Annotated in this window: 1 protein-coding gene; it reads left to right on the plus strand. The window is 55.0% G+C overall.

Features of this window, described 5'->3' with window-relative positions; all coding sequences use genetic code 11:
• Nucleotides 1-86: 86 nt before the first annotated feature.
• Nucleotides 87-1,438, plus strand: a protein-coding gene (locus AC2FI8_RS24485) for an IS3 family transposase (protein WP_282121619.1) whose coding sequence is annotated in 2 segments (ribosomal slippage) — nucleotides 87-423 and nucleotides 423-1,438 — 1,353 coding nt in all. Because the reading frame shifts where the segments join, the coding sequence is not laid out codon by codon here.
• Nucleotides 1,439-1,512: the final 74 nt, after the last annotated feature.

Below are 1,512 nucleotides of genomic sequence, written 5' to 3' on the forward strand. Positions count from 1 at the left end.
CTGTCTGACGTCAGCGCCCATGGGACAGTTTAGGTCGATTTGATAAGAGAGGGTTTCTGGCTCATCGTAACTGCCAAGGAGTGGAGATGAGAAAGAAACCCGGAACCAAGCAGAGCCACGGTGAGAAGGTCGTAAAGGACATTCGCCGTGCGACCCGCAAACAGTACTCCGCAGAAGAGAAGATCAAGATCGTGCTGGACGGCCTAAAAGGCGAGGACAGCATTGCAGAGCTCTGCCGCCGTGAAGGCATCGCGCAGAGCCTCTACTACAGCTGGTCCAAGGAATTCCTGGAAGCCGGCAAGAAACGTCTGGCAGGCGACACGGCCCGCGCGGCAACTTCCACCGAAGTGAAGGATCTGAGACGGGAAGCCCGTGATCTGAAGGAGGTGGTTGCCGAACAGGCTCTTGAACTGCGGTTGCTCAAAAAAAGCATGATCGCGGATGGGGGCGACGACGAATGAGATATCCCGCATCCGAAAAACTGGAAGTCATCCGCTTGGTTGAGCAATCGCATCTGCCGACCAAGCGCACTTTGGAGAAGCTGGGCATTCCGAAGACCACCTTCTATCGCTGGTACGACCGATATCTCGTCGGCGGCCCCGAGGCGCTTGAAGATCGTAGACCCACGCCGTCACGGGTCTGGAACCGCATTCCCACGCCTGTGCGCGAGAAGATCAAAGATCTGGCTCTGAAGGAAAGTGAGCTTTCCCCGCGTGAGTTGGCTGTTCGCTTCACCGACACAGAAAAGTACTTTGTGTCAGAGGCTTCGGTCTACCGCATCCTCAAGTCTTACGATCTGATTACCAGCCCGGCCTATGTGGTTTTGTCAGCCGCAGACGAGTTCCAGGACAAAACCACTCGGCCGAACCAGCTCTGGCAGACGGACTTTACCTATCTGAAGGTGATCGGCTGGGGCTGGTTCTATCTCAGCACGATCCTGGACGATTACAGCCGATACATCATCGCCTGGAAGCTTTGTACGACGATGAAGACCGAGGATGTGACCGACACACTGGACCTCGCTTTGCACGCCTCAGGCTGTGATCAGGCAACGGTGCTGCACAAACCACGCCTGCTCAGCGACAACGGGTCCAGCTACATCTCTAGTGAGCTTGCCGAATGGCTGGAAGATCAGAAAATGGATCATGTTCGAGGGGCGCCATACCATCCGCAAACTCAGGGAAAGATCGAGCGCTGGCACCAGACTCTCAAGAACCGCATCTTATTGGAAAACTACTATCTGCCCGGTGACCTTCAGCAGCAGATCGATGCTTTCGTCGATCACTACAATCACAGGCGCTACCACGAAAGCCTACAAAACCTCACACCCGCTGATGTCTACTTCGGGCGCGGACAGACCATTCTAAAACAACGAGAAAGGATCAAACGAAAGACCATCGAAACCCGGCGCTTGCTTCACCGCAAATCCGCCGCATAATCACAACAACCAGTTGAGCCAGACCCTCTCTTAGATCAGGCGGCCATCTGTCCCAAAATCCCTGACGACGGACA

This window comes from Ruegeria sp. CDSB029 (genome assembly GCF_059611125.1).